A 23,786-nucleotide genomic window follows, 5' to 3' on the forward strand; every position below is an offset into this window, starting at 1 on the left:
TCCTGAAGGCCCTCGAAGGTGCCCGGGCGTGCTCAGCTGTAGTTGCGGAGCATCCCGTTCAGCGCGTGGCGGCGGAGGATCGCTTCGATCTCCCGGGTCTGGTGCTCCGGGTGACGCGCGAGGATCGCTTCCATGTCCATCCGGGCGCTGGGGGTGTTGTAGTCGGCCAGCTGGCGTTCGAGGTCCGCTTCCCGCTTGCGGATCGCGCGTCGCGTGGCGAAGTACGTGCGAACAGTAGCCAGGGGGTTTGTCATGTCACCTTTCGGATCGATCTATCTGTATCGGTTCACCTACTATCTTGCCGCACGTCAGAGCCCTGCGCAGCCGATTTCGACGTGACCTCCGCCGCACCTGTTTCACCACGGTTCGTGATCGTCCCCGGGCATGACGGGCGGGTGACGGCGAGGTTGGGGAACGCTCACCCCGCGTCGCGGCCGAGCACGTCGAGCGAGTCCGCGTACTTGGCCCGCAGCCGCTCCTGGGTGGCCCGGTCGAGCAGCGCGAGCCGGGGCGGCGACATGTTGTCGGCGATGTCGGCCCGCTTCACGACGACCGCCACGGGGTCGGTCAGCACGCGCCCGAGGTAGTCCTCGCGCGGCTCGCCGGGGAGGTGGCTCAGCGCGACCACGGTCGACACGACCTCGGGCGGGCAGCCGGCGGCGAGCAGGTCGTCCGCGGTGAGGGCGGTGTCCTCCAGCACGTCGTGCAGCACGGCGGCCATCCGGGCGTGCTCGCCGGACACCTTGCTCATCACGCGCAGCGGGTGACCGATGTAGGGCTTGCCGGACTTGTCGACCTGCCCGTCGTGGGCCGCCCTGGCGATCCGGATCGCGTCATCAACGGTGAACGTCATCCGACCATTGTTCACAGGCTTGACAAGACCCATTGGTCTAGTCCATTTTCGAGTGGCCCGCGTCACCCGAGCTGGGCGTGGCCGCCGGAGAGAACGTGGAGGTGGACGTGGCTTCGAGGACGAGACGCGTGCTGGGCGCGGTGCTGGCGGGACTGCTGGCGATCGCGGGCCTGACCCTGGTCGTGGTGGGCAGCGCGTCGGCCGCCAACCTGGTCGCCAACCCGGGGTTCGAGGGCGGCACGGGCGGCTGGACGTGCGGCGCGGGCACGGGCGTGGTCACCACGCCCAAGCGCAGCGGCACGCACGCCCTGGTCGGCACCCCCGCCGGGCAGGACAACGCGCGCTGCGGGCAGACCGTCGCGGTGAAGGCCAACACGGCCTACCAGTTGAGCGCGTGGGTGCAGGGCAGCTACGTGTACCTGGGCGTGACCGGCACCGGCAGCGGCGACAAGAGCACCTGGACGCCGGGGTCGGCGGGCTTCGGCCGGCTCGCCCTGGACTTCACCACCGGCAACAGCACGAGCGTCACGGTGTACGTGCACGGCTGGTACGGCCAGCCGCCCTTCTACGTGGACGACGTGAGCCTCGACGGTCCGGGCACCCCGCCGACGAGCACGACGACCACCACGACGACCACCACCACGACGACCACCACCACCACGACGCCGGGCAACCCGGACCCGTCGCTGCCGAAGCACGCCCTCACCGGCTACTGGCACAACTTCGACAACGGCTCGCGGCTGCTCCGGCTCGCCGACGTGCCCACCACGTACGACATCGTGGCCGTGGCGTTCGCCGACGCGACCGCCACCCAGGGCGCGGTCGCGTTCACCCTGGACCCGACGCTGTCGTCCAAGCTCGGCGGCTACACCGACGCCCAGTTCAAGGCCGACGTGCGAACCCTCCAGTCCCGCGGCCAGAAGGTGATCATCTCCGTCGGCGGCGAGAAGGGCACGATCAGCGTCGCCAACGCCACCGCGGCCACGAACTTCGCGAACAGCGTGAAGACCCTGATCGCGAACTACGGCTTCGACGGCGTGGACATCGACCTGGAGAACGGCGTCAACGCGACCTACATGGCGCAGGCGCTGCGGGCGATCAGCGCGGGCGGCGGCAAGGTCATCGCGATGGCCCCGCAGACCATCGACATGCAGTCGACGCAGTCGGAGTACTTCAAGCTGGCGCTGTCCGTGAAGGACATCCTGACCGTCGTCAACATGCAGTACTACAACTCCGGCTCGATGCTGGGCTGCGACCAGAAGGTGTACTCGCAGGGCACGGTCGACTTCCTGGTCGCGCTGGCCTGCATCCAGCTCCAGAACGGCCTGCGGCCCGACCAGGTCGGCCTCGGCCTGCCCGCCTCCCCCTCCGGCGCGGGCGGCGGCCACCAGTCCCCCGCCAACGTCAACGCGGCGCTCGACTGCCTCGCGAAGGGCACGAACTGCGGCTCGTTCAAGCCCGCGCAGACGTGGCCGGGCATCCGCGGCGCGATGACGTGGTCGATCAACTGGGACGCCTCGAACAACTGGCAGTTCGCCTCCGCGGTCGCCCCGCACCTCGACACGCTGCCGTAGGTGTCGGACGCCGTCCCTCCCGCGGCACCGCGGGAGGGACGGCGTCGGCGGGCACGCGCTTCCCGCCCCCGTGCGGACTATCGTCGGGTCCATGCTGGACCGCCTCGAAGTGCCCGTCATCGCCGCGCCCATGGCCGGTGGCGCGTCGACGCCCCGGCTCGTCGCCGAGGTGGGCGGAGCGGGAGGGCTCGGCTTCCTCGCCGCCGGCTACCTGTCGGTGGAGGCGGTCGCGGAGCAGGTCGCCGCGACCACCGCGCTCACCGACCGCCCGTTCGGCGTGAACCTGTTCGTGCCCGGACCGCGCTCCACCGCCGACCTCGCCGGCTACCGGGAGCGGGTGCGCGCGCAGTCCCCGGGAGCCGAGCCGGGCGAGCCGCGCTGGGACGACGACTCCTACGTCGCGAAGCTGGAACTCGTGATGGCGCTGCGGGTCCCGGTGGTGTCGTTCACCTTCGGCCTGCCCTCGCCCGAGGACGTGCGCCGCCTGCACGCGGCGGGCAGCACGGTCGTGGTGACCGTGACCACCCCGCAGGAGGCCGTGCAGGCCGACCGGGTCGGCGCGGACGCGCTGTGCGTGCAGGGCTGCGACGCGGGCGGGCACCGCGGCACGTTCGCCGACGACGGCGTCTCACCCGGCGGCGGCGAGCTGTTCGGCGTGCTGGCCGCGCTCCGCCTGGTCCGCGGCAAGGTCGACCTGCCGCTCATCGCGACCGGCGGCCTGGTCCACGGCGCCGACGTGGCGGCCGTCCTGGCGGCGGGGGCCGTCGCGGCGCAGCTCGGCACCGCGTTCCTGACCACCCCGGAGGCGGGCACGTCGGCCGCGCACCGCCAGGCGCTCGCCGAGGGCACCCGCCGCACCGCGCTGACCAGGGCGTTCAGCGGCCGTCCGGCGCGAGGGCTGGTGAACAGGTTCCTCACCGAGAACGAGGGCCGGGCCCCGGCGGCGTACCCGGAGGTGCACCACCTGACCAAGCCGGTGCGCGCCACCGGCGACCCCGAGCTGATGTCGCTGTGGGCCGGGCAGACCTACCCGCTGGTCCGGTCGGCACCGGCGGCCGAGGTGGTGGCCCGGCTCGTCGCCGAGGCGCGCCAGGCGCTTTCCGTCGCGGACACGCGCATTCCGCCCGCGTAGCGGCCGAGAATGTCGGCGTGACCACCGCGCGCGAACTCGCCGACGAGCTGCTGACCCTGGTGCTGGACGCCGACCCCGTCATGGCCACCCTGCTCGGCATCCCGGGGTGGGACCACCGGTTGCCCGACCACAGCGCGGCGGGCGGCGAAGCCCTGCGCGCCCGCGCCGAGGACGTCGCCCGCCGGGCGGGGGAGGGCGCGGACGACCCGGTGACGCGGGCCGTCGTCGTGCAGCAGGCGCACGCCCTGGCGCACCTGCTGGGCGCGAACCTCGTCGAGCACACGTACGCCGAGGGGCTCAACGCGCCGGTGGCGGTGCTGCTCGGCGCGTTACCCCTGGTCCGGCCCGCCGACGACGGGGCCCGCCGGGCCTACCTGACCCGGCTGGCGGGGCTGCCCGACCACCTCGACGCGCTCGCCGAGCGGCAGCGCGCGTCGGACCGCCGCCCAGTGCGGCACCTGGTGGAGGCCGCCGTCGCGCGCCTGGACCGGTACCTGGCGGAGGACGAGGACCCGCTGCGCGCGCCCCTGGCGGGCTCCGACCTCGCGCCGCGCGCCGACGAGCTGCTGGCCGGGGCGGTGCGGCCCGCGTTCGCCCGCTACCGCGAGTTCCTGCGCACCGAGGTCGTCGCGCGCGGGCGCGGCGAGGACGAGCCCGGCCTGTGCCGGCTGCCCGGCGGCGACCGGGTCTACGCCGGGCTGGTGCGCGTCTACACCACGACCGAGCACACGCCGGAGGAGCTGCACCGCATCGGCCTGGACCTGATCGCGGCGCTGGACCGGGAGTACGAGGAGATCGGCGCGCGGGTGTTCGGCCCCGAGGGGTCCGGTCCTGAGGGGGCCGGTGCGGGGGAGGCCGGTCCCGTCACGGCGGCCGGGGTGCGGGCCAGGCTGCTGGCCGACCCGGCGCTGCGGTGGGCGAGCGCCGACGAGATGCTGGTGCTGGCCCGGGAGTGCATCGCCCGCGCCGAGCGCGTCGCGGGCGAGTGGTTCGGCACGGTCCCGTCGGCGCGCTGCGCGGTGGAGCCGGTGCCCGAGGCCGAGGCGCCCAACGCCCCGCTGGCGTACTACGTGGACCCGGCCATGGACGGCTCGCGGCCCGGCACCTACTTCGTGAACACCCACCGGGCGCGCGAGCGCGACCGGTTCAGCGCGGAGGCGACCGCGTTCCACGAGGGCGTGCCCGGCCACCACTTCCAGATCGCGCTGGCCCAGCGGCTCGACGACCTGCCGCTGCTGCGCCGGTTCGCCTCCATCGAGGCGTACCTGGAGGGCTGGGCCCTCTACACCGAGCGGCTGGCCGACGAGATGGGCCTCTACAGCGACGACGTGGCCCGGCTGGGCATGCTGTCCGGGGACTCGCTGCGCGCCGCGCGGCTCGTCGTGGACACCGGCCTGCACGCGCTGGGCTGGAGCAGGCAGCGTGCGGTGGACTACCTGCGCGCCAACGCCGTCATGCCCGACGTCGACATCTTCTCCGAGGTCGACCGGTACACCGAGAACCCCGCGCAGGCGCTGTCCTACATGGTGGGGCGGCTGGAGATCCAGCGCCTGCGCGGTGAGGCCGAACGCCGCCTCGGCGGGCTGTTCGACATCAGGTCCTTCCACGACCTCGTGCTGCGGGGCGGTCCGCTGCCGATGGCCGTGCTCGCCGACGAGGTCGACCGGTGGTGCGGCTCAGTCCTCGCCGCCGGGGCGGTTGAGGACTGACCTGCGCCTGCTGTAGGCGAAGTAGACGACCAGGCCGATCGCGAACCAGATCCCGAACCGCAGCCACGTCTCGGGCTGGAGGAACGTGATCAGCCACAGGGAGAACACCACGCCGACGATCGGCACGACCGGCATGCCCGGCGTCCTGAAGGTGCGCGGCAGGTCGGGCTGCCGGTACCGCAGCACGACGACCGCGACGCAGACCACGACGAACGCCAGCAGGATGCCGATGTTGGTCAGCTCGGCGGCCTCGCCGATGGGCAGGAAGCCCGCGATGACGGCGGAGGCGACGCCCAGCACCCACGTGGTGCGCGTCGGCACGTGCTTGGTCGGGTGGGTCTTGGCGAACCACTTCGGCAGCAGGCCGTCGCGGGACATCGAGTAGCCGACGCGGGCCGCGCCCATGAGGAAGGTGAACAGCACGGTCGTGATGCCCAGCACCGCGCCCACCGAGATGATGATGCCCAGCGCGGGCAGGCCGACGTCGGCGAACGCCGAGGCGAAGGCGGACTCCGCGTCGACGTCCCGGAAGTTCACCATGCCGGTGAGCACGAGGCAGGCCAGCACGTAGAGCACCATCGACACGGCCAGCGAGTACACGATGGCCTTCGGCATGTGCTTCTGGGAGTCCTTGGACTCCTCGGCGGCGGTGCTCATCGCGTCGTAGCCGAAGACGGCGAAGAACACCGTGGCCGCGCCGGTGAACGCGCCCGCCCAGCCGAACGGGAAGAACGGGTCGTAGTTGTCGGTCTTGATGTGGAACGCGCCGACCACGATCACGAGCACCACCACGGCGACCTTGAGGTACACCAGGGTGGTCTCGAAGCGGGCCGCGTTCTTCATGCCCTGGTTGAGCACGAACGCGATGAGCAGGCACAGCAGCACCGCGAACAGGTTCACCTTGTAGCTGCCGGCGGCCACGTCGCCGGACTCGGTGCCGGGCGCGCCGAGCATCCACACCGGCAGGTCGATGCCGAGCAGGTTCAGCAGCTCGTTGAAGTAGCCGCTGATGCCGATGGCCACCACGGCCACGATCGCGGTGTACTCCAGCAGCAGGTCCCAGCCGATGAACCAGCCGACGATCTCCCCCAGCACGGCGTAGCCGTAGGTGTAGGCCGACCCCGCCTTCGGGATCAGGCCCGCGAACTCCGCGTAGGAGAACGCCGCCGCCGCGCTCGCGATGCCCGCGATGAGGAACGAGATCAGCACGGCCGGTCCCGCGGTCTGGTTCGCCACCGCCCCCGCGAGCGAGAAGATGCCGGCGCCGATGATGCCGCCGATGCCGATGGCGGTCAGCTGCCACAGCCCCAGCGTGCGGGTCAGCGCGGTCTTCTCCTCGCCGATCTGCTCGATGGGCTTGCGGCGGAAGACCCCGCTGCCCCCGCCCAGGCCGCCCGTCCTCGTCATGGCCCCAGCTCCCTCGGTCGTCGTGTGCGGCGAACCGTACGCGCACACACTGTCACCGGGGTTGTCCATCCGCACTACGTGATCGCGGTGTCGTTGTCCGTTGGGACGAGGGGAACAACGGGACCCCCGCGCGGGTTGACCGAGCCGTGCAGCTCGACGTGTGGTCAGACGTGGTGTGTCCCTGGTGCTACATCGGCAAGCGCAAGCTGGAGCGCGCGCTGGAGGCGTGGGACGGCGAGCCCGTCGAGGTGGTGTGGCGGCCGTTCCAGCTGGACCCGCGCGCGGCGAACAGCGGGCGGCCGGTGGTGGAGGTGCTGGGGGAGAAGTTCGGCGTCGACGGGGCGCGCCAGGCGCAGGCCCGGGTCACCGAGGTGGCGGCGGGCGTGGGGCTGGCCTACGACCTGTCGGGGCAGGTGGAGGCGAACACGTTCGACGCGCACCGGTTGCTGCTGCTCGCGCGCGAGCAGGGCGTGCAGGGCGCGGTCGGGGAGCGCTTCTTCCGGGCGCACTTCACCGAGGGCGCCCACCTCGGCGACCGGGACGTGCTGGTGGCGCTGGCGACCGAGGCCGGGCTGACCGGGGCGGAGGGCGCGCTCGACGACGCGGCCCTGGCCGAGCGCCTCACCGAGGAGCTGGCCGAGGGCGTCGCGATCGGCGTGCGGTCGGTGCCCACGTTCGTGGTGGGCAACCGGGGCGTGGCCGGCGCGCAGGACCCGGAGGTCCTGCTCGACCTGCTCAGGACCGGCTGAACACGATCTTGCCGGCGGTCTCGCCGTCGAGCATCGAGCGGAAGCCCTCCTCGGCGCGCTCGAACGGCAGCTCGGCGCCGATCTGCGGGCGCAGGCCGTTCAGCTCGCAGAACGACAGCAGGTCGCCCAGCTCCTCGCGGGTGCCCATGGTCGAGCCGACCACGCGCAGCTGGAGGAAGAACAGCCGCTGGAGCTCGGCGGCGGAGGCGTCACCGCTGGTGGCGCCCGAGATCACGACGATCCCGCCGGGCTTGAGCGACTTCATCGAGTGCGACCAGGTGGCCTTGCCGACGGTCTCGAACACCGCGTCGACCCGCTCGGGCAGCCGCGCGCCGGACTCGAAGGCGGCGTGCGCGCCCAGGGACGTGGCCAGCGCCCGCTTCTCCTCGGTGCGGCCGGTCACCCACACCCGGAAGCCGGCCGCGCGGCCCAGCTGCACCAGGGCGGTCGACACGCCGCCGGACGCGCCCTGCACGAGCATCGTCTGACCGGGCCGCAGACCGGACTTCACGAACAGCATCCGGTAGGCCGTCAGCCACGCCGTGCCCATGCACGCCGCCTCGGCGAAGCTCAGCCCGGCGGGCTTGGGCAGGGCGTTGCGCGCGGGCACCACGACGTGGTCGGCGAACGTGCCCTGGTGCTTCTCGGTGAGCAGGGTGCGGCCCGGGTCGAGCGTCTCGTCACCGGACCACGCCGGGTCGCCGATCACCGAGTGCAGCACCACCTCCGTGCCGTCCTCCAGCACGCCCGCGCCGTCGCAGCCCAGGACCATCGGGAACCGGTCGGCCTTGATGCCCACGCCGCGCAGCGTCCACAGGTCGTGCATGTTCAGGCTCGCCGCCCGCACCGCCACCTTCACCCAGCCGTCCGGGACCGCGGGGTCCGGTCGCTCGCCGACGCGCAGGGCGGCGATGGGGTCTTGCGGGCTCGGCTCGGCTGCGTAGACGGCGAACATGCGGCGAACTTACCGACAAGTACGGAGCGGCGTGCGGTGAAGCACGTCACCCGACTACCCTCGGGCGGGTGGTGGACGCCTTCGGGGACTGGTGGGACGGGGTCGAGCTGTGGATGGCGCAGCTGGCCTTCCCGTTCCAGTTCGGCCTGCTCATGTGCGTGCTGCTGCCGCTGTGCCTGGGCGCGGCCCGGCTGATCGACCGGGTCGTGGACAACGCCTCCACCCGCTACAACCCGGTGCCCAAGGTGCCCGCCGCGCCGGCGCCCGAGGTGCCCGGGAAGACCGGACCCCGGAGCGGTTCGTAGGCTCTGGGGGTGACCCCCGCACGTCGTCTCACCGTCGCACTGCTCGGCCTGATCGCGCTGGTCCTGATCGGGTACTTCGTCCCCGGCCTGACCGGTCCGGACGACGCGCCGCCGAGCACCACCGGCACCACCCCGGCCTCCGCGCCGGCGAGCGCCGTGCCCGGCGCGGAGGCGTCGCGGCTGCCGGTCGAGGAGCTGTCCGACCTGCCGGCGCAGGTCCGCGCGACGTGGGAGCTGGTGGAGCGGGGCGGGCCGTTCCCGTACCCGCGCAACGACGGCGTCGCGTTCCAGAACCGCGAGCAGCGGCTGCCGCGCGAGTCCGGCGACTACTACCGCGAGTACACCGTGCCCACGCCGGGCAGCGACGACCGCGGCGCGCGGCGGCTGGTGACGGGCTCGGCCGACGAGGTCTACTACACCGGTGACCACTACGCGTCGTTCGTCGTCGTGGACGTGACCCGGTGAGCACCCACCGCCACCACGTGCGGTCCGGCGCGCGGTCGAAGCGGGCCGCCATCGCGGCCGTCGCCGACGCGCTCGACTTCCCCTCGTGGTTCGGGCACAACCTCGACGCGCTGCACGACGCCCTCACCGACCTGTCGTGGCTGCCCGAGGGCGAGCACGTGCTGGTGTGGGAGGGCGGGAACGCCGAGGTGGAGGCGGTGCTGGCCGACGCGGTCGCCCGCACCGCGGAGGTGGGCGACCGCGTGCTGACCGTCGTCTACAGCGACTGACCCTCAGTCCCGCGGCACCCAGCCCGCCCTGCGCTTCTCGACGAACGCGGCGATGCCCTCCTGGCCCTCGGGGCCGCCGAAGTGCCGCGCGGACAGCTCCAGCATGTCGGCGAACACCTCGCCCAGGTCGCTCGACCGGGGCTCGCGGAGCATCCGCTTGGTGGCGGCCAGCGCGGTCGGCCCGCCCAGCGCCAGCATGTCCGCGTAGCGGGCGACCTCGGCGTCCAGCCCGTCGGCGGGCACGGCCGAGTTGATCAGGCCGATCTCCGCGGCCCGGGTCGCGGTGAACGTCTCGCCGGTGAGGAACAGCTCGTGCGCGGCGCGCGGCAGCAGGCGGGGCAGCACGGTGACCGAGATGACGGCGGGCACCACGCCGATGCGGACCTCGCTGAACGCGAACGTGGCCGTGTCGGCGGCGACCGCGATGTCGCAGGCGGCGACCAGGCCGACGCCGCCCGCGCGGGCCGGGCCGGCGAGCCGTGCGACGACGGGCTTCGGGCTGGTCCAGATCCGCTCCAGGATCGCGGGGAACTCGTTGACCCCCTGCTCGCCCGCGCTCGCGCCGCCCGCCTCCTTGAGGTCCATGCCGGAGCAGAACACCGGTCCGGTGTGGCTCAGCACGACGACGCGCACGGCGTCGTCGTCGACGGCCGCCGCCAGGTGGGCGGTCAGCTCGGCGCGCAGCCGCGTGGACAGGGCGTTGCGGTTGCGGGGGGAGTCCAGCGTGATCGTCGCGATGCCACGCCGCACCTCGTAGTGGACCAGCTCGTCTGCCATGGGCGGCACTCTACGGTCCCGTTTTCCCGACGACGGCGATCCACCTCGCTGTGCACGACGGCCTGACCGCCGCCCGGCACGCCTCCACCGACCGCGTCTCCGCGCGGGTCGACGTGGCCGACCCGCGCACGACCCCGGACGTGGTGGAGCGCCTGATCGCGGCACCGGACGAGGAGGGCGCCCGACGCCGCGGGGCTAGGCGCTGCGGGCCAGCCGGGACGTCGCCGCGGCCTGGTAGCGGTGCAGCACGAGTTCCGCGACCTCCGGGTCCGCGCCCAGGGGCGGGGCGACGACGGCGTCCTCGCCGGCCAGCCGCGCCACCCGGTCGGGCAGGAACCCCGGCGCGAGGAACCACGAGGCGACCGCGACGCGCCGGGCGCCCCGCGCGCGCAGTCGGGCCACAGCGGTGGGGACGTCCGGCGACGCGGAGGACGCGAAGGCGGCCTCGACGCCCGCCCAGCCGGAACCGGCGGCCCAGCGGGCGGCGATCGAGGACACCAGGGCGTTCGCCGGGGCGTGCGACGAGCCCGCGCCCGCCAGCACGACGCCCAGCGACCGGTCGCCGGAGCGCACGCCCACCGAGGCCAGCCGGCGCAGGGCGGCGGACTCCAGGCGCGGGTCGGGGCCCAGCACGTCGGAGATCGTCACGTCCAGCGCGGGCACCCGCGCCTCGGCGACCGCGCCCGGCACGTCGACCCGCGCGTGGAACGCCCGGCCCAGCAGCAGCGGCACGACGACGGCCGAGCGGTGCCCGTCCGCGCGCGCCGACCGCAGCACCTCCCCCAGCGGCGGCACCGACAGGTCCAGGAACGAGGCCCGCACGTCCAGCCCCGGCCGCAGCGCCCGCACCACGTCCAGCAGGGCGTGCACGGTCGCCGCCGAGCGCGGGTCCCGGCTGCCGTGGGCCACCGCGACGAGCGCCGTCACAGCCCCGCCCCCTTCACAGCCCCGACCCCTTCACAGCCCCGCCCCCGTCACAGCGCCCCCGTCAGACCACGCGCCCGGAGCACCGCCCGCTCCAGCGGCCGGAACACCAGCAGCTCGATGCCGACGCCGACGAGCAGGATGAGGAAGATCGCCGCGATCACCATGGAGATGTCGTTGAGCGACGACCCGTTGTGCAGGTACTGGCCCAGGCCCTCGCCCAGCTGCGGCGAGGTGGCGATGATCTCCGCCGCCATCAGCGACCGCCAGGAGAACGCCCAGCCCTGCTTGAGGCCCGCCAGGTAGCCGGGCAGCGCCGCGGGCAGCAGGATGTGCCGGGCCGCGGCGACCTTGCCCGCGCCGAGCGCCTGGCCGACGCGCGGCAGCAGCGGCGGGATCTGGTCCACGCCGGACACCAGGCCGTTGGCGATCGACGGCACCGAGCCCATCAGCACCACGAAGTAGATCGTCGACGGGGTCGCGCCGAACCACAGGATGCCCGCGGGCACCCACGCCACCGACGGCAGCGACTGGAGGCCCGTCAGCAGCGACCCGATCGCGGCCCGCACCACCCGCACCTTGGCGATGAGCAGGCCCAGCGGCGTGGCGATCAGCACGGCGGCGAGGAAGCCGAGCACGGCCCGGTGCACCGAGGTCCACAGCACCTCGACGGCGCGGCCGGACTCGATCGCCTCGGCCACCGAGCCCCACACCGCCGAGGGCGACGGCAGCTGGTACTCCGGCCAGAACGCCAGCGCCCACAGCCCCTGCCACACGCCCAGCAGCAGGGCGAACGCGATCAGCGGCGGCAGCGCCGTGCGGACGAACCGCTTCCCCAGCGACGGCCGCTGCTCCTGCGTGGGCGCGTCGAGGGCGTCGAGACCGGCGCCGACCGCCGCGAGGTCGTTCTCAAGCCGCGGCGTGGCCACTGATCACCTCCCGCAGGTGGGTCGTGATGTCGTCGATCAGCGTGGCCTCGTCGCCCGAGGTGGTGTCCCACTCGCGCACCACGCGGCCGGGCCGGGAGGACAGCAGCACGACCCGCTGCCCCAGCCGCACGGCCTCGCGCACGTCGTGGGTGACGAACAGGATCGCGGTCTCCGTCTCGCGCCACACCCGCACCAGCTCCGCCTGGAGCACGTCGCGGGTGATGGCGTCGAGCGCGGCGAACGGCTCGTCCATCAGCAGCAGGCCGGGCGTGCCCTCCTCGGCGCTGCCCAGCGTGGACGCCAGGGCGCGCGCCAGGGCGACGCGCTGGCGCATGCCGCCGGACAGCTCGTGCGGCCGCTTGTGCCCGGCGCCGGCGAGCCGGACGAGGTCGAGCAGCTCGCTCGCCTTCTCCCGGCGGGGGCCGCGCTTGAGGCCCGCGAGGCGCAGCGGCAGCTCCACGTTGCGCGCGGCGGTCAGCCACGGCATCAGGGCCGCCTCCTGGAACATCACGGCGGGCCGCGACGTGGTCAGCGCGATGGTGCCCGAGGAGGGCGCGTCCAGCCCGGCGACGAGGTTGAGCAGCGTGCTCTTGCCGCAGCCGGACGCGCCCAGCAGGCACACGAACTCGCCCGGCGCGACCCGCAGGTCGAGGCCGTCGAGCGCGGAGACGGCCGCTGCGCCGTGGCCGAAGACCTTGCGCACGCCGGACAGGGTCACCGCCGCGTCCACGGTGGCGGTGGCCGAGGGCTCGAGAGTGGCGGTCATGGTGTGCCTGCCTTCCCCTGGGTTACTTCTTGTCCAGCCCGGCGGCGTCCACGGTCGGCTTGCCCGCCGCCGAGAGCACCTTGTTCAGCAGCGTGAAGTCGACGAGGCCCGCCACGTCGGCGGCCTCCTTCGCCACGCCCGCCGTCACCGCGTCCTCCGCCAGCCGCGGGAACGACTTGGCCTGCGGGTCGAGCACCAGCTCGATGCCGTCGAACGCGCGGTCGAGCACCGGCTCGCCCAGCGACTTGCCGGTGAGGGTCTTGAGCGCGTTGTTGACGACCTGCTTGGCCTCGACCTGGTTGTCCCGCCCGAAGTCCGTGGCGGCGAGGTGGCCGCGCAGCAGGGCCTCGACGGTCTGCGGGTGCTCCTGGAGGAACTTCGTGCGCACGATCAGCACGGTGGTCGGGAACTTCCCGTCCTCCCACAGGGTCTTCTCGTCCAGCAGCACCTTGGCGCCCGCGTCGAGCACCAGCCGCGACGACCACGGCTCCGGTGCCCACGCGCCCTGCACGTCGCCGCGCTTGAACAGGTCCAGCGACTGCGCGTTCTCGGTGTTGGTGACGTTCACCTGGTCGGGACCCGTGCCGATGGCGAGGCCCTGGTCGGACAGCCACTTCTTCAGCGCCACGTCCTGCGTGTTGGCGAGCTGCGGCGTGGTGATGACCTTGCCCTTGAGGTCGGCCGGGGAGTTGATCTCCGGCTTCACGACGAGCTGCGCGCCGCCGGACGTGGCGCCCGCGACGAGCCGGATGGCCTCGCCGTTGGACTTGGCGTAGGCGTTGATGGCCGGGCCGGAGCCGATGAACGTGGCGTCCAGCGACGCGCCGAGCAGCGCGTTCACCGCCTCCGGGCCCGCGTTGAACGTCTGCGTCGTGAGCTTGGTGGAGCCCAGCTCCTTCGCGAACAGGCCCTTGTCCACGCCGATCAGCGCGGCGGCGTGCGTGACGTTCGGGAAGTACCCGAGGCGGATCTCGGTGGCGGCGCCCTGGTCCGCGGCGGGTGCCGCGGCCTCCTCGGCGCGGTCGACGCGGGAGCACCCGGCGAGCGCCGTGAGTGCGGTCAGTACGGCCAGTGACGTGGTCAGGAGGGTGCGTCTGGTGCTCACGGCGGCGGGTGCCTTTCGGGCTGGGTCAGGGACCGGGGGAGACGAGGGCGTGGTCGTCGGGTGTCGGGGCGGTGTCGCCGCCCCCGGTACAGCTGTCCACGCCGGTCGGTTCCGGCAGCGGCGCCCCGACGAGCCCGGCGGCCAGCGTGCTGCCGTCGGCGGCGTCGATGACCAGGAACGACCCGGTGCGCCGGTTGCGCGTGTAGTCGTCGAGGGGGATGGGTTCAGCGGTCCGCACCACGACCTGGCCGATCTCGTTGAGGGCCAGCGAGGCGGGCGCGTCGGTGCTGGCGAGCCGCTGCTCGTCGAACCGGGTGCGCAGCTCGGTGACGATCGCCTGCACGGTGCGCGTGCCGTGCTTGACCAGCACCCGCGCGCCGGGCGCGAGGGGCTTCTCCGCCAGCCAGCACACGGTGGCCTCGAACTCGTCGGTCACCGTCGGCGGCACGGCCGCGGCGGCGATCAGGTCGCCGCGCGAGACGTCGACGTCGTGCGCGAGCAGCAGCGTCACCGACCGGCCCGCCTCGGCCTCCTCCAGCGGGCCGTCGGCGGTGTCGATGCCGGTCACGGTCGTGCGCAGCCCGCCCGGCAGCACGGCGACCTCGTCGCCGACGCGCACCGTGCCCGCCGCGACCTGGCCCGCGTAGCCGCGGTAGTCGGGGTGCTCGGCGGTGCGCGGCCGGATCACGTACTGGACGGGGAACCGGAACGGCGCGTCGTGCGGGTCGGAGTCGACCGGCACGGTCTCCAGGTGCTCCAGCAGCGTCGGCCCGTCGTACCAGGGCGTGCGCTCCGAGCGGTCCACCACGTTGTCGCCGGCCAGCGCGGAGACCGGGATGCCCACGACGGCGTCCTCGGCGTACCCGAGGGCGGTGGCGTGCGCGGTGAACTCCTTGGCGATGCGGGAGAACGTCACCTCGTCGTACCCGACCAGGTCGATCTTGTTGACCGCCAGCACCAGCCTCGGCACGCCCAGCAGCGCGAGCACGGCCGCGTGCCGCCGGGTCTGCTCGATCACGCCCTTGCGCGCGTCGACCAGCAGCACGCCGAGCTGCGCGGTGGACGCGCCGGTCACCGTGTTGCGGGTGTACTGGACGTGGCCGGGGGTGTCGGCGAGCACGAAGGACCGGTTCGGCGTGGCGAAGTAGCGGTAGGCCACGTCGATGGTGATGCCCTGCTCGCGTTCCGAGCGCAGGCCGTCGACCAGCAGCGACAGGTCCGGGGTGGCCAGGCCGCGGTCGGCGCTGGCGCGGTGCACCGCGTCCAGCGTGTCCGCGAGCACCGACTTGGTGTCGTAGAGCAGCCTGCCGACGAGCGTGGACTTGCCGTCGTCCACGCTGCCCGCCGTGGCCAGCCTCAACAGGTCGCTCATCTAGAAGTACCCCTCCCGCTTGCGGTCTTCCATGGCGGCCTCGGACAGCCGGTCGTCCGCGCGGGTCGCGCCGCGCTCGGTGAGGCGCGACGCCGCCACCTCCGCGATGACCGTCTCGATGTCGGCGGCGTCGGACTCGACCGCACCGGTGCACGAGCCGTCGCCGACGGTGCGGTAGCGCACGGTCTTCTCGACCTTGACCTCGCCGTCGCGCGGACCGCCCCACGGGCCTTCCGCGAGCCACATGCCGTCGCGCAGGTACACCTCGCGCCGGTGGGCGTAGTAGATCGACGGCAGCTTGATGCCCTCGCGGGCGATGTAGTGCCACACGTCCAGCTCGGTCCAGTTGGACAGCGGGAACACGCGCACGTGCTCGCCGGGGCGGTGCCGGCCGTTGTAGAGGTTCCACAGCTCGGGCCGCTGGCGGCGCGGCTCCCACTGGCCGAAGGAGTTGCGCAGGCTGAAGATCCGCTCCTTGGCGCGGGCCCGCTCCTCGTCGCGCCGGCCGCCGCCGAACACCGCGTCGAACCGGTGGTTCGTGATCGCGTCGAGCAGCGGCACGGTCTGCAGCGGGTTGCGGGTGCCGTCCGGGCGCTCGGCGAGGCGGCCGTCGTCGATGTAGTCCTGGACCTTCGCCACCTCCAGGCGCAGCCCGTACCGCGCCACCACGCGGTCGCGGAAGTCGATGACCTCCTCGAAGTTGTGCCCGGTGTCCACGTGCAGCAGCGGGAACGGGACCGGCGCGGGCCAGAACGCCTTCACCGCGAGGTGCAGCAGCAGCGTCGAGTCCTTGCCACCGGAGAACAGGATCACCGGCCGGTCGAACTCGCCCGCGACCTCGCGGAAGATGTGGATCGCCTCGGACTCCAGGCGGCCGAGCGCGTCCAGTGCCGTCGTCGTGGCGGTCATCCGTGCAACCCGCATTCTGTCTTGGCCAGCCCGGCCCACCGGCCGCTGCGCGGGTCGGAGCCCGGCAGCGGCTTCGCGGTGCACGGCGCGCAGCCGATGGAGGGGTAACCGGCCTGCACCAGCGGGTTCTCCAGGATCCCGTGGTCGGCGATGTAGGCGTTGAAGCGCTCGTCGCTCCACGCCGCGATCGGGTTGACCTTCACCAGCCCGTTGCGCTCGTCCCACTGCACGACCGGGGTGTTCGCCCGGGTCGGCGCGTCGACCCGGCGCACGCCGGTGACCCACGCGTCGTACTTCGCCAGGGTCCGCCGCAGCGGGACGACCTTGCGCAGCTCGCAGCACCGGGTCGGGTCGGTGCGGTTGAGGGGGCCGAACTCGGCCTCCTGGTCGGCCACCGACTGCTCGGCGGCGGCGTTGACGACGCGCACGCCGGGGTAGACCAGGTCCACCGCGTCCCGCGTACCGATGGTCTCGGCGAAGTGGTAGCCGGTCTCCAGGAACAGCACGTCCACGTCCGGCTTGACCTTGGTGGCCAGGTCGACCAGCACGGCGTCCTGCATGTTCGACGCGACGATCCAGCTCTCGCCGAACGTGCGGGCGGTCCACGCCAACGCCTCCTCGGCGCTGGCGTCCGCCAGCTCGACCGAGGCGGCCCCGGCGATCACCTTGAGCTCCTCGACCCTGGTGGGGGCGGTCATCGCTGCACCTCCTGGGGAAGGTTGAGACCCACGAACTTGACCGTGAACACGCGGCGGCAGGCGGCGCACAGCCACGAGTGGCCCGGCTCCTCCTGCGGGCGGAGGTCCTCGTCGCCGCAGTAGGGGCAGTAGAAGGGCGTGGCGCGCTCACTCATGGCCGCCTCCGCGGGGGCACGTGCGTCGACGGGCGGTCATTTCAGGTCACCCTCGTCCGCCCGCGCGACCCACTGCGCGAACCTCTCCTCCGGCTCCCGCTTCGCCACGAAGTTGCGCACCACGCGCTCGACGTAGTCCGACAGCTCGGCGGCGGTGACCTTGTGCCCGCGCAGCTTGCGGCCGAACCCGGCGTCCAGCCCGAGGCCGCCGCCCAGGTGCACCTGGAAGCCCTCGACCTGGCGGCCGTCCGCATCCGTGACGATCTGGCCCTTGAGGCCGATGTCGGCGGTCTGGATACGGGCGCACGAGTTCGGGCAGCCGTTGATGTGCACCGAGACCGGCTCGGTGACGCCGGCCACGACGTCGGCCAGCCGGGTCTCCAGCGCGGAGACCAGCTCGACCGCGCGGGCCTTGGTCTCCACGATCGCGAGCTTGCAGAACTCGATGCCGGTGCACGCCATCACGCCCCGCCGCCACGGCGACGGCTCGGTCTGCAGGCCCAGCTTCGCCAGGTCCGCCTGGAGCGTCCGGACCTCGGCCTCCGGCACGTCGAGCACGACCAGCTTCTGCTGCGGCGTGAGCCGGACCCGCGCCGACCCGGCGCGTTCCACGACCTTGGCCACCTCGACCAGCGTGGAGCCGGACACCCGGCCGGCGATCGGGGCCGCGCCGACGTAGAACAGGCCGTCCTTCTGCCGGTGCACGCCGATGTGGTCGCGCGGCACGGCGGGCACCTCGGGCGCGGGGCCGTCGACCAGCCTGCGCTTGAGGTACTCGTCCTCCAGGACCTGCCGGAACCTCTCGGGGCCCCAGTCGGCGACCAGGAACTTGATCCGCGCGCGGTGGCGCAGGCGGCGGTAGCCGTAGTCGCGGAAGACGCTGATCACGCCCTCCCACACGTCCGGCACCTCGTCGAGCGGCACCCACGCGCCCAGCCGCTTGCCGATCATCGGGTTCGTGGACAGGCCGCCGCCGACCCACAGGTCGAAGCCCGGCCCGTGCTCGGGGTGGTCCACGCCGACGAACGCCACGTCGTGGATCTCGTGCGCCACGTCCGGCAGGCCGGAGATCGCGGTCTTGAACTTGCGCGGCAGGTTCGAGAAGCGCGGGTCGCCGATGTAGCGGCGCAGGATCTCGTCGATCGCCGGGGAGCCGTCGAGCACCTCGTCCTCGGCGATGCCCGCCACGGGGGAGCCGAGCACCACGCGCGGGCTGTCGCCGCACGCCTCCATCGTGGTCAGGCCCGCGTCCTCCAGCTTGCGCCAGATCGTCGGGACGTCCTCGATCCTGATCCAGTGGTACTGGATGTTCTGCCGGTCGGTGATGTCGGCGGTGTCGCGCGCGTAGGTCTGCGACAGCTCGCCGAGCAGCGCGAGCTGCTGCGTGGTGAGCCGGCCGCCGTCCACGCGGACGCGCAGCATGAAGTACTCGTCGTCCAGCTCCTCCGGCTCCAGGGTGGCCGTGCGGCCGCCGTCGATACCGGGCTTGCGCTGGGTGTAGAGGCCGTACCAGCGGAAACGTCCGCGCAGGTCGGCCGGGTCGATGGAGTCGAACCCGCCGTGGGCGTAGATGTTCTCGATCCGCGCCCGGACGTTGAGCGGGTTGTCGTCCTTCTTGCTCCGCTCGTTCGGGTTCAGCGGCTCGCGGTAGCCCAGCGCCCACTGCCCCTCACCTCGGCGCTGCTTCGTGCGCTGAGGCGTCGTCGTCGGGGGGACCATCCTCGTCCTCCGGGGTTTCGGGGCGCTGGTGCGCGTGCGAGTCCCGGCAGAACCGTGGTGGGGGTCTCGTCAGCGCACCCGGCGCCGACGGGAACAAAAAATACGGGCGCGGGTTATGCCGAACGACGGCACATCGCGCTGGAGACACGACGGAAGTCGACGTGGCGGCGGACCACCAGGCGCACTCCGGTCGATGTCATGGGGATGAGGGTGCCACGCGTCCACCTCGTGGTCCACCGTCATCCGCATCGTGGGACGAGGGTCCCGCGCCTGGTAAATGGGACAATGGCGGCCATGCCCTCCGCTCTGCCGACCGGCGACCCCGCGCCGCCCGACGGCTCACTCCCCGTCACCGCCCTCGCCGGGATCGGCTCCCGGCCCTTCGGCGTCTACGTGCACGTCCCGTTCTGCGCGACCCGGTGCGGCTACTGCGACTTCAACACCTACACCGCCGGTGAGCTGGGCACCTCCGCCTCGCCGCAGTCGTGGCTGGAGGGGCTGCGGCGCGAACTGGACCTCGCCGCGACCGTGCTCGGCACCGCCCCGCCGGTCGAGACGGTGTTCGTCGGCGGTGGCACTCCGTCACTGCTCGGCGCCGGCGGGCTGGCCGACGTCCTCGACGCCGTGCGCGCCTCGTTCGGCCTCGCGCCGGGCGCGGAGGTCACCACCGAGTCCAACCCCGAGTCCACCTCGCCGTCGTTCTTCGCGGACATCCGTGACGCCGGCTACACCCGGGTGTCGCTCGGCATGCAGTCCGCGGCCCGGCACGTGCTCGCCGTCCTCGACCGCGCCCACACCCCCGGCCGCCCCGTCGCCGCGGCCCGCGAGGCCCGCGAGGCCGGGTTCGAGCACGTGAACCTCGACCTCATCTACGGCACGCCCGGCGAGTCCGCCGACGACCTCCGGGCGTCGCTGGACGCCGTGCGCGACGCGGGCGTGGACCACGTGTCGGCCTACGCCCTGATCGTCGAGGAGGGCACCGCCCTGGCCCGCCGGGTGCGCCGGGGCGAGCTGCCGATGCCCGACGACGACGTGCTCGCCGACAAGTACGAGCTGGTCGACGCCGCCATGACCGCCCAGGGCCTGCGCTGGTACGAGGTGTCGAACTGGGCCGCGTCCGACGAGGCCGCCTGCCGGCACAACCTGCTCTACTGGCGGGGCGCCGACTGGTGGGGCGCCGGCCCCGGCGCGCACAGCCACGTCGGCGGCGTGCGCTGGTGGAACGTCAAGCACCCCGCGAAGTACGCCGAGCTGCTCGCAGCCGGCACCTCCCCGGCCGCCGGCCGCGAGGTGCTGACCGACGACGACCGCCGCGTCGAGCGCGTCCTGCTCGAACTGCGCCTGGCCACCGGCCTGCCCCTCGACGTCCTCGACGACGACGGCCGGGCCGAGGCCAAGACCGCCGCCGCCGACGGCTTGCTCGACCCCGCCGCCCTGGACGAGGGCCGCTGCGTGCTCACCGACCGGGGCAGGCTGCTCGCCGACGCCGTCGTGCACCGGCTCACCTGACGACGGTCACGTTCCCCCACCCCCCGCCGATAAAGGCGCATCGGTGAACGGGGAGCGGAATGGTCGAGCAGAACGCACACGCCCACGGGAGCAGCGCCGTCTGCCAAGCGGGGCGTGACATGTACGTCGTCCACAACGATTTCTACGGGAACGCCTCCCAGCCCGCTCCGCTCGACCTCCCGCAGTTGCGCGCGTGGGTCGACCACCTCGCCGTCGACTACGCCGCGCTGATGGCTGCGGTGCCTCGTCGCAAACGGGCGGCGCACGAGCACCGACTGGGCGACCTGCGGGCCGCTCTGGGTGACGCGGACCCCCGACCGGGCCGGGAGGCGGTCCGGGACCTCGTGGTCACCGGCCTGGTCCAGTACCTGGCCATCACCCGGTGCACCACCCCCGTGCCCCTGTCCGAACGGGTGGCGCTGGACGTGGTGGTGTTCGCGCTCTGGCCGGTCGTGCAGGCACCCGCCCTGCCCGACGACTGGGAGTACGACCTGGCGGAACTGGCCTCACCCCGGCTCGCCTCGCTGGTCGTGCAGGCGCGCCGGGGGCTCGCCGCGGGGCATGCGGTGACGAGTGCCCGCTTCACCCGCGCGATCGCGGCCAAACCGCTCTCCCAGGGGGTCCTCGCGCTGTTCGAGGACGTGGCCGACCCCCGGCGCGGGGGCGCGGCGATCACCGCCTTGGCCCTCGCCACCGGATTCCCCGCACCGCCCACCAGGAGGAAGCCGAAGGAGGTGTTCGGCTGGCTCGTCGCGTGCGTCGCCGTCACCGGCACCCCGGACGGGTTTCCGCTGGTCGAATTCACCGACCGGCTCTGGAAGTGGTTGCACGGCGGTGGGGCGACGTTCACCGGAGGTGGTTTCGACCTCGTCGGAACCGGGGTGGCCGGTGGGCACGAGGCGCGATCCGGTGAACCGGGGGCGGGGAGCGACCTGCTCGACGAAATGGCCGACGGCTTGTTCGACTGATCTCGGGAACAACGGAGGAAATCATGTGGGACGTCGTCCGCGCGTTGTTGTTCTCGACGGTGTCGGCCGTCGGGCTGTTCCTCGTGGCCAACCTCTACTCCGTGATCGCGGTCAACGCGTCACCCGGCAGCATCGCCATGACCCTCAGGCTGCGCGGCCTGCTGCGCGCCGCGCCTCGACACGTGACGTTCCGCAACGAACGCGGCAGGGTGCTGGCCCTCGCCTACGACCCGGCGGAGGACGTCGAGGCCGAGCAGCAGGTGTACTTCACCCGGTGGCCGGTCCTGTCCTTCACCCGCTGGTCGGGCGGCAACCGGTCCGCGACGCCCCTGCTGCGCCGGGCCGCCGCGGACCTCGTGCTCCGGGTGAGCCTGTTCCTCGCGGTCGTGCTGCCGGTCTTCGGCCTCACCGGGTGGCTCGCCGTCACCGTCCACTGGACCTGGGTCTACCTGCTGGTGGGACTGGCGGCGCACCACGCCGTCGTGGCGCTGACCGCGAAGTTCGTCTTCTACAAGAGCCTCGGCCTGTTCGCCGGCCTGCTCGCCCTCCTCGTGTTCGACTCGGAGGACTGGTTGCCGTTCCCGTGGGAGGTGGGCGTCAGCCTGCTGGTCGCCTGGCACCTGGTCAGCCTGGGCGTGCTGTTGTGGATCGAGTTCACGTAAGGGTGGCGGACGCCGACTCGCCGACCACCCGGTAGCCCAGCGGCCCGTAGAGGCGGGTCACCTTGTCGTCCGGCTCGGTCTCCAGGAACGGCGCGCAGCCCGCCGCCAGCACCCGCGCGGTCAGGTCGGCGCACACCGCCGAGGCGATCCCGCGCCGGCGGAACGCGGGCAGCACCGCGATGCCCGCCACCTGCGACAGGCCGCCGCGCGGGGCGGTGAACGCGCCCGCGCCCACCGGCTCGCCGGCCAGCCGGGCCAGCACGACCGCGCCGCCGTCCTCGACCAGCGCCCGCTGCCGCGCCACGTCGCCCCCGTCCGCACCGCCGCCGACGCCGAACGCCGCGTTCTGCACCGCCGACGCCGCCAGCAGGTCCTCGTCCGAGGTCGCCGGCGCCACCACCAGGCCCGCCGGGACCGGCGGCGCGACCAGCTCGGCCAGCACCAGCAGCGGCACCGACCGGTCCACCGCGAACCCGGCCGACGCCAGCGCCGCGTCCAGCCCCGGCGCGGGCCGCAGGTACTCCAGCCGGGGCGCCCGCGACCGCTCGCGGAACGTCGACACCAGGTCGGCGACCTCCGCGGGCGTCGGCGCGGCGCCGTCGTCGGGCACCGCGTAGTTCATGTGGGGGTTGTCGCTGTGGGCGTCGAAGTGCACGAGGAACGGCCCCGTGCGGTGGGCGCCGGAGCGGATCGACTCGCGCAACGCGGACTGCACGGCGGAGAGCCGGGGTGAGTTGGGCACGCCCGACGCTAACGATGTGACCGAACCCGGACCAACGATTTTCCCCCGTGCCCGCCGACCTCCGTAAACTCGGGGGGAAGCAGTCCGGATCGTCCTGGAGGTGACGTGCGGTGAACGCCGATGAGCGCAGGTTCGAAGTACTGCGCGCGATCGTCGCCGACTACGTGTCCAACCAGGAGCCCGTCGGGTCGAAAGCGCTGGTCGAGCGGCACAACCTGGGCGTGTCCAGCGCCACCGTGCGCAACGACATGGCCCAGCTGGAGGAGGACGGCTACATCACCCAGCCGCACACCAGCGCCGGCCGCGTGCCCACCGACAAGGGCTACCGCCTGTTCGTGGACCGGCTCAGCGAGGTCAAGCCCCTGTCCTCGCCCGAGCGCAAGGCCATCCAGAACTTCCTGGAGGGCGCCTACGACCTCGACGACGTGCTCCGCCGCAGCGTGCGCCTGCTCGCCCAGCTGACCCGCCAGGTCGCCGTTGTGCAGTACCCGGTGCTCAGCCGCGCCACGGTCCGCCACATCGAGGTGCTGGCCATCACGCCCGCCCGCCTCATGCTGGTGCTGATCACCGACACCGGCCGCGTCGACCAGCGCTCGGTCGACCTCGGCGACGTCATCACCGAGGACAACGTCGCCCGGGTGCGCGCCATGCTCAACGCCGCGATGGTCGGCAAGCGCCTCTCCGACGCCTCCGCCGAGGTCGCCCGGCTGCCCGAGGAGGCACCGGCCGAGCTGCGCGACATCGTGCTGCGGGTCGCCACCGTGCTCATCGAGTCGCTGGTCGAGCACCCCGAGGAGCGCCTGGTGCTGGGTGGCACCGCGAACCTCACCCGCAACGTGGCAGACTTCCCCGGTTCGCTGCGCCAGGTGCTGGAGGCGCTGGAGGAGCAGGTCGTGGTGCTCAAGCTGCTGGCCGCGGCCCGCGACCCCGGCACCATCCTGGTGCACATCGGCGAGGAGAACGAGGCGGCGGAGATGCGCAGCACCTCCGTCGTGTCCATCGGCTACGGCAGCCGGGGCAACCTGCTCGGGGGGATGGGCGTGGTCGGGCCGACCCGCATGGACTACCCCGGCACGATGGCGGCCGTGCGCGCGGTCGCCACCTACGTGGGGGAGATCTTGACCGGACGGTGA

The 23,786-nt window shown here is 73.1% G+C and carries 27 protein-coding genes; 11 read left to right on the forward strand and 16 right to left on the reverse strand.

Annotated elements, in window-relative coordinates; translation table 11 throughout:
* Positions 1-32: 32 nt before the first annotated feature.
* Positions 33-254, reverse strand: coding sequence for a hypothetical protein (locus ACRAKJ_RS06620; RefSeq protein WP_438926083.1), 222 nt, complete (start codon positions 252-254; stop codon positions 33-35).
* A 164-nt stretch (positions 255-418) separates the two neighbouring features.
* Complete coding sequence (locus ACRAKJ_RS06625; RefSeq protein ID WP_438926082.1) at positions 419-853, reverse strand: HD domain-containing protein; 435 nt, start codon at positions 851-853, stop codon at positions 419-421.
* A 107-nt stretch (positions 854-960) separates the two neighbouring features.
* Between ACRAKJ_RS06625 and ACRAKJ_RS06630 the strand changes: the two genes are divergently transcribed.
* The 3 genes from ACRAKJ_RS06630 (at position 961) to ACRAKJ_RS06640 (ending at position 5,268) form a co-directional block, all read left to right on the forward strand.
* On the forward strand, positions 961-2,427 hold the full coding sequence (locus tag ACRAKJ_RS06630; protein WP_447008894.1) for a chitinase: 1,467 nt from the start codon (positions 961-963) through the stop codon (positions 2,425-2,427).
* 91 nt (positions 2,428-2,518) lie between these two features.
* Entirely contained in the window at positions 2,519-3,559 is a 1,041-nt protein-coding gene (locus ACRAKJ_RS06635) for a nitronate monooxygenase (protein ID WP_438924761.1), read from the forward strand.
* 17 nt (positions 3,560-3,576) lie between these two features.
* Complete coding sequence (locus tag ACRAKJ_RS06640; RefSeq protein ID WP_438924760.1) at positions 3,577-5,268, forward strand: DUF885 domain-containing protein; 1,692 nt, start codon at positions 3,577-3,579, stop codon at positions 5,266-5,268.
* Here ACRAKJ_RS06640 and ACRAKJ_RS06645 read toward each other — a convergent pair.
* Positions 5,236-6,675 carry an amino acid permease gene (locus ACRAKJ_RS06645; protein ID WP_438924759.1) on the reverse strand — a complete coding sequence of 480 codons (1,440 nt, stop codon included), beginning with the start codon at positions 6,673-6,675 and terminating at the stop codon, positions 5,236-5,238. The genes ACRAKJ_RS06640 and ACRAKJ_RS06645 overlap by 33 nt on opposite strands.
* 158 nt (positions 6,676-6,833) lie before the next feature.
* On the opposite strand from ACRAKJ_RS06645, the gene ACRAKJ_RS06650 reads away from it, so the two are divergent.
* The gene (locus ACRAKJ_RS06650; RefSeq protein WP_447008895.1) at positions 6,834-7,424 is read left to right on the forward strand and encodes a DsbA family oxidoreductase; all 591 of its coding nucleotides are present in this window, start codon (positions 6,834-6,836) and stop codon (positions 7,422-7,424) included.
* Here ACRAKJ_RS06650 and ACRAKJ_RS06655 read toward each other — a convergent pair.
* Positions 7,411-8,379 (reverse strand): zinc-binding dehydrogenase, encoded by a 969-nt coding sequence (locus ACRAKJ_RS06655; RefSeq protein ID WP_438924757.1) that lies wholly within the window; start codon positions 8,377-8,379, stop codon positions 7,411-7,413. The genes ACRAKJ_RS06650 and ACRAKJ_RS06655 overlap by 14 nt on opposite strands.
* A gap of 68 nt (positions 8,380-8,447) precedes the next feature.
* Here ACRAKJ_RS06655 and ACRAKJ_RS06660 point away from each other — a divergent pair, with 68 nt between their 5' ends.
* From ACRAKJ_RS06660 to ACRAKJ_RS06670, 3 genes are read left to right on the forward strand one after another with little or no spacing between them, the layout of a single operon-like run.
* On the forward strand, positions 8,448-8,684 hold the full coding sequence (locus tag ACRAKJ_RS06660) for a hypothetical protein (protein ID WP_438924756.1): 237 nt from the start codon (positions 8,448-8,450) through the stop codon (positions 8,682-8,684).
* 9 nt (positions 8,685-8,693) lie between these two features.
* Positions 8,694-9,149, forward strand: a complete 456-nt coding sequence (locus tag ACRAKJ_RS06665) for a ribonuclease domain-containing protein (protein WP_438924755.1) — start codon at positions 8,694-8,696, stop codon at positions 9,147-9,149.
* Positions 9,146-9,418: a barstar family protein gene (locus tag ACRAKJ_RS06670; RefSeq protein WP_438924754.1), complete on the forward strand. Its 273-nt coding sequence runs from the start codon at positions 9,146-9,148 to the stop codon at positions 9,416-9,418. Before ACRAKJ_RS06665 ends, ACRAKJ_RS06670 begins: the two co-directional genes overlap by 4 nt.
* Positions 9,419-9,421: 3 nt before the next feature.
* Here ACRAKJ_RS06670 and ACRAKJ_RS06675 read toward each other — a convergent pair whose 3' ends face one another.
* From ACRAKJ_RS06675 to ACRAKJ_RS06725, 11 genes are all read right to left on the reverse strand, one after another.
* Positions 9,422-10,195: an enoyl-CoA hydratase-related protein gene (locus tag ACRAKJ_RS06675; RefSeq protein WP_438924753.1), complete on the reverse strand. Its 774-nt coding sequence runs from the start codon at positions 10,193-10,195 to the stop codon at positions 9,422-9,424.
* Positions 10,196-10,390: 195 nt separating this feature from the next.
* Positions 10,391-11,122 (reverse strand): CbiX/SirB N-terminal domain-containing protein, encoded by a 732-nt coding sequence (locus tag ACRAKJ_RS06680; RefSeq protein WP_438924752.1) that lies wholly within the window; start codon positions 11,120-11,122, stop codon positions 10,391-10,393.
* A gap of 47 nt (positions 11,123-11,169) precedes the next feature.
* Positions 11,170-12,048 (reverse strand): ABC transporter permease subunit, encoded by an 879-nt coding sequence (locus tag ACRAKJ_RS06685; protein ID WP_438924751.1) that lies wholly within the window; start codon positions 12,046-12,048, stop codon positions 11,170-11,172.
* Positions 12,029-12,814: an ATP-binding cassette domain-containing protein gene (locus ACRAKJ_RS06690; RefSeq protein ID WP_438924750.1), complete on the reverse strand. Its 786-nt coding sequence runs from the start codon at positions 12,812-12,814 to the stop codon at positions 12,029-12,031. The genes ACRAKJ_RS06685 and ACRAKJ_RS06690 overlap by 20 nt, the downstream gene beginning before the upstream one ends.
* A 22-nt stretch (positions 12,815-12,836) precedes the next feature.
* The gene (locus tag ACRAKJ_RS06695) at positions 12,837-13,919 is read right to left on the reverse strand and encodes an aliphatic sulfonate ABC transporter substrate-binding protein (RefSeq protein WP_438924749.1); all 1,083 of its coding nucleotides are present in this window, start codon (positions 13,917-13,919) and stop codon (positions 12,837-12,839) included.
* A 25-nt stretch (positions 13,920-13,944) separates the two neighbouring features.
* Entirely contained in the window at positions 13,945-15,291 is a 1,347-nt protein-coding gene (locus tag ACRAKJ_RS06700; protein ID WP_438924748.1) for a GTP-binding protein, read from the reverse strand.
* The gene (gene cysD, locus ACRAKJ_RS06705) at positions 15,292-16,200 is read right to left on the reverse strand and encodes a sulfate adenylyltransferase subunit CysD (RefSeq protein ID WP_438924747.1); all 909 of its coding nucleotides are present in this window, start codon (positions 16,198-16,200) and stop codon (positions 15,292-15,294) included. It lies immediately after the preceding gene.
* A complete protein-coding gene (locus tag ACRAKJ_RS06710; protein WP_438924746.1) occupies positions 16,197-16,898 on the reverse strand; it encodes a phosphoadenylyl-sulfate reductase in 702 nt (233 codons plus the stop codon). The genes cysD and ACRAKJ_RS06710 overlap by 4 nt, the downstream gene beginning before the upstream one ends.
* Entirely contained in the window at positions 16,895-17,053 is a 159-nt protein-coding gene (locus tag ACRAKJ_RS06715; RefSeq protein ID WP_438924745.1) for an Insertion element protein, read from the reverse strand. Before ACRAKJ_RS06715 ends, ACRAKJ_RS06710 begins: the two co-directional genes overlap by 4 nt.
* A 36-nt stretch (positions 17,054-17,089) precedes the next feature.
* Positions 17,090-18,772 carry a nitrite/sulfite reductase gene (locus tag ACRAKJ_RS06720; RefSeq protein ID WP_438924744.1) on the reverse strand — a complete coding sequence of 561 codons (1,683 nt, stop codon included), beginning with the start codon at positions 18,770-18,772 and terminating at the stop codon, positions 17,090-17,092.
* A 113-nt stretch (positions 18,773-18,885) separates the two neighbouring features.
* Positions 18,886-18,972 (reverse strand): putative leader peptide, encoded by an 87-nt coding sequence (locus ACRAKJ_RS06725; protein WP_360453279.1) that lies wholly within the window; start codon positions 18,970-18,972, stop codon positions 18,886-18,888.
* Between the two features lie 94 nt (positions 18,973-19,066).
* Between ACRAKJ_RS06725 and hemW the strand changes: the two genes are divergently transcribed.
* The 3 genes from hemW (at position 19,067) to ACRAKJ_RS06740 (ending at position 21,911) form a co-directional block, all read left to right on the forward strand.
* Positions 19,067-20,281 carry a radical SAM family heme chaperone HemW gene (gene hemW / locus ACRAKJ_RS06730; RefSeq protein ID WP_438924743.1) on the forward strand — a complete coding sequence of 405 codons (1,215 nt, stop codon included), beginning with the start codon at positions 19,067-19,069 and terminating at the stop codon, positions 20,279-20,281.
* A 119-nt stretch (positions 20,282-20,400) separates the two neighbouring features.
* Positions 20,401-21,249, forward strand: a complete 849-nt coding sequence (locus ACRAKJ_RS06735) for a hypothetical protein (RefSeq protein WP_438924742.1) — start codon at positions 20,401-20,403, stop codon at positions 21,247-21,249.
* Positions 21,250-21,272: 23 nt separating this feature from the next.
* Positions 21,273-21,911 carry a hypothetical protein gene (locus ACRAKJ_RS06740; RefSeq protein WP_438924741.1) on the forward strand — a complete coding sequence of 213 codons (639 nt, stop codon included), beginning with the start codon at positions 21,273-21,275 and terminating at the stop codon, positions 21,909-21,911.
* Here ACRAKJ_RS06740 and ACRAKJ_RS06745 read toward each other — a convergent pair.
* Positions 21,904-22,653, reverse strand: a complete 750-nt coding sequence (locus ACRAKJ_RS06745) for a GNAT family N-acetyltransferase (RefSeq protein WP_438924740.1) — start codon at positions 22,651-22,653, stop codon at positions 21,904-21,906. The two genes, ACRAKJ_RS06740 and ACRAKJ_RS06745, sit on opposite strands and share 8 nt — an antisense overlap.
* Before the next feature lie 110 nt (positions 22,654-22,763).
* Here ACRAKJ_RS06745 and hrcA point away from each other — a divergent pair, with 110 nt between their 5' ends.
* Positions 22,764-23,786 carry a heat-inducible transcriptional repressor HrcA gene (gene hrcA / locus ACRAKJ_RS06750; RefSeq protein WP_438924739.1) on the forward strand — a complete coding sequence of 341 codons (1,023 nt, stop codon included), beginning with the start codon at positions 22,764-22,766 and terminating at the stop codon, positions 23,784-23,786.

The organism is Saccharothrix sp. DSM 118769, assembly GCF_052936295.1.